The sequence below is a fragment of the Providencia sp. JGM181 genome, from assembly GCF_018257375.1.
Lineage (GTDB): Bacteria > Pseudomonadota > Gammaproteobacteria > Enterobacterales > Enterobacteriaceae > Providencia > Providencia lanzhouensis.
Genome location: NZ_JAERJY010000203.1, coordinates 1 through 4,455, shown reverse-complemented (window position 1 = coordinate 4,455; position 4,455 = coordinate 1). Strand labels below are relative to the sequence as shown.

Genomic DNA, 4,455 nt, shown 5'->3' with positions numbered 1-4,455 from the left:
TTACTGATGTTTGCCGCATTTAATATTTTCTGGAGTGCCTTGGTCATTCCTTTAAGTGATGCACCCCATTATTTTTCCCACAACTCAGTTTAATACCAAAAGATGGGTTAATTATGCGCACGATGTCGAAACAAGAAGACTTGGTAAAAGCCTTTAAGGCACTCCTTAAAGAAGAAAAATTCAGTTCACAAGCCGAAATTGTGATCGCTCTTCAAGAACAAGGCTTCGAAAACATTAATCAATCTAAAATTTCCAGAATGTTGACGAAGTTTGGTGCAGTACGTACCCGCAACGCAAAAATGGAAATGGTGTATTGCTTACCAACCGAGCCTGGTGTCCCTACTGCCACCAGCCCGCTGAAGAACTTAGTTCTGGATGTTGACTACAACCACTCTGTTGTTGTGATCCGTACCAGCCCAGGAGCAGCGCAGTTAATTGCCCGCCTGTTAGACTCCTTAGGCAAAGCTGAAGGCATCTTAGGCAGCATCGCTGGCGATGATACAATTTTCTCAACGCCAACCAACGATTTCACAACGCGTGAACTGTACGAAGCCATTTTGGTGCTTTTCGAACAAGAACTTTAGTCCTTTCGAAAAATTTTAGATATCGAAAAAGAGGGAACCCAGTTCCCTCTTTGTATTTTTAATTCTATAGTGACGCGTCTTCCACTGATTCATATCGAGATAAGCCCGTGTTATTTGAGATTTTACGGAATATCGTTCACTACGGTTTCCATTTTTTAGTGCCCTTTTTATTTGGCTATTTATTTTGGCGAAAAAACTGGAAGCTTGCTGGGCTCTTAATGGTTTCCACCATGGCTATCGACCTTGATCACCTTCTCGCCGATCCTATATTCGATCCTGATCGTTGCGGCGTAGGCTTCCACCCTATGCACACCATTTGGGCTGCTATTGCTTATGTCGTCTTATTTTTCTTTCCTTCATGGAAACTCAAAGCTATCGCCGTCGGCTGTCTGTTTCACTTATTGACAGACTCGGTGGATTGTTATCTTGGAAGTGTTAAAAAAGAGATGCAAGGCACGGTATTAAGCTGCTCCGGGCAACCAGAACGCGCAAACGTCGAGCTTCTTCAGCAGCTATAACGAAAAAGCCCTAACTGAAGTTAGGGCTTTGATTCACGATAGCGCTTATAGACTATTCGTCAGATTTGGCTTCGGCTTTATGTTTTAGTCCTACCAGCAGTTTTTCATGAATACCACCAAAACCGCCATTACTCATCACCAGGATATGGTCACCGGGCTGAGCCGTCTCAACCACCATATTGGCGAGAGTATCAATATCTGCGTGCCAACGCGCAGGCTGCACACAATGCTCTGCAATTTCAGTGACCATCCACGGAATATTGCTAGGTTGGAATAAGAAAACTTCATCTGCACGCCCTAAAGCTGGCGCGATATCATTCTTACTGATCCCCATTTTCATGGTATTTGAACGAGGTTCCAGCACAGCAATAATGCGAGAAGTACCACCTACTTTGCTACGTAATGCTTCTAACGTCGCTAAAATTGCCGTTGGATGATGAGCGAAGTCATCATAAACACTGACATTATTTTCAACACCACGTAACTCAAGACGGCGACGGGCGTTAATAAATTTATCCAATGCTAAACAAGCTTCTTTCGCAGGTACGCCAACATGGTGCGCAGCAGCAATCGCCATCAAACCATTTTGGATATTATGATTACCTACTTGAGACCAGTTTACTTCACCCACTTTTTGCTGCTGGTAATACACTTCGAACTGGCTGCCATCATGATTGAGTTTCACGGCATGCCACTCACCGTTTTCTCCCACCAATTCTTGTTCACTCCAACACCCCATATTCATCACTTGCTTGAGATTATTGTCGTTACTTGGCATAAAGATTTTGCCGCTACTTGGCACAATGCGAACCAAGTGATGGAATTGTTTTTGAATCGCTTCGAGATTTTCAAAAATATCCGCGTGGTCGAATTCGAGGTTATTCAAAATCAGCGTCTTAGGGCTGTAATGTACGAATTTGGATCGCTTATCAAAGAACGCGCAATCATATTCATCCGCTTCAATAACAAAGAAAGGGCTTTTACCAATCTGGGACGAAACATCAAAGTTTCCCGGAACACCGCCAATCAGAAAGCCTGGTTCATAACCACAGTCTTGCAGGATCCACGCCAGCATCCCCGCGGTTGTTGTTTTACCGTGAGTCCCTGCAACGGCTAATACCCAGCGCTCAGGAAGAACATGATCATGGAGCCATTGTGGTCCTGAAGTATAAGGTAAACCACGTTCTAATACGGCTTCAACGCATGGATTTCCACGGGTCATCGCATTCCCAATCACCACCATATCAGGGGTTGGCTCTAACTGCGCAGGGTCGAATCCTTGAATTAGTTCAATGCCTTGTTTTTCAAGCAATGTACTCATCGGTGGGTAGACGTTTGCGTCAGATCCAGTCACTTTGTGCCCTAACGAACGAGCCAAAATGGCTAAGCTGCCCATAAAAGTTCCGCATATGCCTAAAATATGTATGTGCATTCTTTTCCATCCAATAGCATGAGGTTTGTCACTATTCTACTCATCAATCACAGGTTTATAAATGTATTAGCCTATTAATCTTTTCTTTATTTAGATAAACTCTCCGCCCGAGGGTACAATAAAGACCCGCAAATTTCTGTCAATTTTATTCAGGACCTTCGTCATGAAAACATTAGGCGAATTCATCGTCGAAAAGCAACAAGATTTTCCTCATGCAACAGGTGAGCTGACTGCATTACTGTCAGCAATCAAACTGGGCGCTAAAATTATCCATCGTGATATTAACAAAGCTGGACTCGTTGACATTCTCGGCACAAGCGGTGTTTCGAATGTTCAAGGTGAAGTTCAGATGAAGCTTGACCTGTATGCAAACGAAAAACTGAAAGCGGCTTTGAAAGCGCGCGGAGAAGTCGCCGGTATCGCCTCAGAAGAAGAAGATGAAATCGTCATTTTCGAAGGTGACCGTGCAGAAAACGCGAAATATGTCGTTTTAATGGACCCTCTGGATGGTTCTTCGAATATCGATGTAAACGTTTCCGTTGGAACAATCTTCTCTATCTATCACCGTATTACCCCAATTGGCCAACCGGTTACAGAAGCTGACTTCTTACAACCAGGTAACCGCCAAGTTGCTGCGGGCTATGTGGTTTACGGTTCATCAACCATGCTGGTATACACCACTGGTTTTGGCGTTCATGCCTTCACCTACGACCCATCATTAGGTGTATTCTGTCTGTCTCATGAAAAAGTCATGTTCCCAGCAGAAGGTAAAATGTATTCCATTAACGAAGGTAACTACATCAAGTTCCCTATGGGCGTTAAGAAATACATCAAATATTGCCAAGAGCAGGATGAAGCAACCCACCGCCCATATACCACGCGTTATATCGGCTCTTTAGTGGCGGACTTCCACCGTAACTTACTCAAAGGCGGTATTTATATTTACCCAAGCACCGCTAGCCACCCAACCGGTAAACTTCGCCTTCTGTACGAATGCAACCCAATTTCATTCTTAGCGGAACAAGCGGGCGGTAAAGCAAGTGATGGTACTAACCGTGTGTTAGACATCATCCCAACCAAGCTGCACCAACGTGTGCCGTTCTTTGTGGGAACGAAAGCCATGGTTGAGAAAGCGGAATCCTTCATGCGTGAGTACCCAGACGCAGAATAATCAAACATTTCGTTTGACCTGAAGGCGAGACTCTCTCGCCTTTTTTGACTGAATTTCTCTCCAACTAGTGAGTTTTACCTCTCTTTGCGGCTATAATGTCCCCCACGTTATTTTAAGCACTCATAAGGATACATTTTAATGGGCCTGAACAATGTACCGGCAGGTAAAGAACTGCCTGAAGATATCTACGTAATCATCGAAATCCCAGCTAACGCTGATCCAATCAAATATGAAGTTGATAAAGAATCTGGCGCACTGTTTGTAGACCGTTTCATGTCTACTGCGATGTTCTATCCGTGCAACTACGGTTATATCAACAACACCCTGTCTTTAGATGGTGACCCAGTTGATGTTTTAGTACCAACTCCATACCCATTACAACCAGGTTCAGTCATCCGTTGCCGTCCAGTTGGCGTACTGAAAATGACTGACGAATCTGGTGAAGATGCGAAATTAGTTGCAGTACCGCACACTAAACTGAGCAAAGAATACGATCACATCAAAGATGTGAACGACATTCCTGAACTGCTGCGTGCGCAAATCACTCACTTCTTTGAGCATTACAAAGATTTAGAAAAAGGTAAGTGGGTTAAAGTTGACGGTTGGGAGAATGCAGAAGCAGCTAAAGCTGAAATCATCGCTTCTTTCGAACGCGCTGCAAAGAAATAATTAATCCCTTCTGTGGATAGAAAAGCACTGGTTTTGAGCAGTGCTTTTTTTTACCTATACCTTCCCCTTACAATATTAATA

General features: G+C 43.9%; 5 protein-coding genes. 4 read left to right on the top strand and 1 reads right to left on the bottom strand.

Going from position 1 to position 4,455, the window contains the following annotated elements; genetic code table 11:
• Nucleotides 1-113: 113 nt before the first annotated feature.
• Both argR and JK188_RS16555 read left to right on the top strand, forming a co-directional pair.
• Nucleotides 114-584 carry a transcriptional regulator ArgR gene (argR, locus tag JK188_RS16560; RefSeq protein WP_036949013.1) on the top strand — a complete coding sequence of 157 codons (471 nt, stop codon included), beginning with the start codon at nt 114-116 and terminating at the stop codon, nt 582-584.
• Nucleotides 585-691: 107 nt separating this feature from the next.
• A complete protein-coding gene (locus JK188_RS16555) occupies nt 692-1,102 on the top strand; it encodes a DUF6122 family protein (protein ID WP_036949011.1) in 411 nt (136 codons plus the stop codon).
• 52 nt (nt 1,103-1,154) lie between these two features.
• Here the strand turns inward: JK188_RS16555 and mpl are convergent, their stop codons facing one another.
• Nucleotides 1,155-2,534, bottom strand: coding sequence for a UDP-N-acetylmuramate:L-alanyl-gamma-D-glutamyl-meso-diaminopimelate ligase (gene mpl / locus JK188_RS16550; protein WP_211886873.1), 1,380 nt, complete (start codon nt 2,532-2,534; stop codon nt 1,155-1,157).
• A 163-nt stretch (nt 2,535-2,697) separates the two neighbouring features.
• On the opposite strand from mpl, the gene fbp reads away from it, so the two are divergent.
• Both fbp and ppa read left to right on the top strand, forming a co-directional pair.
• Nucleotides 2,698-3,705, top strand: a complete 1,008-nt coding sequence (gene fbp / locus JK188_RS16545; RefSeq protein ID WP_132496355.1) for a class 1 fructose-bisphosphatase — start codon at nt 2,698-2,700, stop codon at nt 3,703-3,705.
• A gap of 138 nt (nt 3,706-3,843) precedes the next feature.
• The gene (ppa, locus tag JK188_RS16540; RefSeq protein ID WP_006658000.1) at nt 3,844-4,374 is read left to right on the top strand and encodes an inorganic diphosphatase; all 531 of its coding nucleotides are present in this window, start codon (nt 3,844-3,846) and stop codon (nt 4,372-4,374) included.
• The last annotated feature ends 81 nt before the right edge of the window (nt 4,375-4,455 follow it).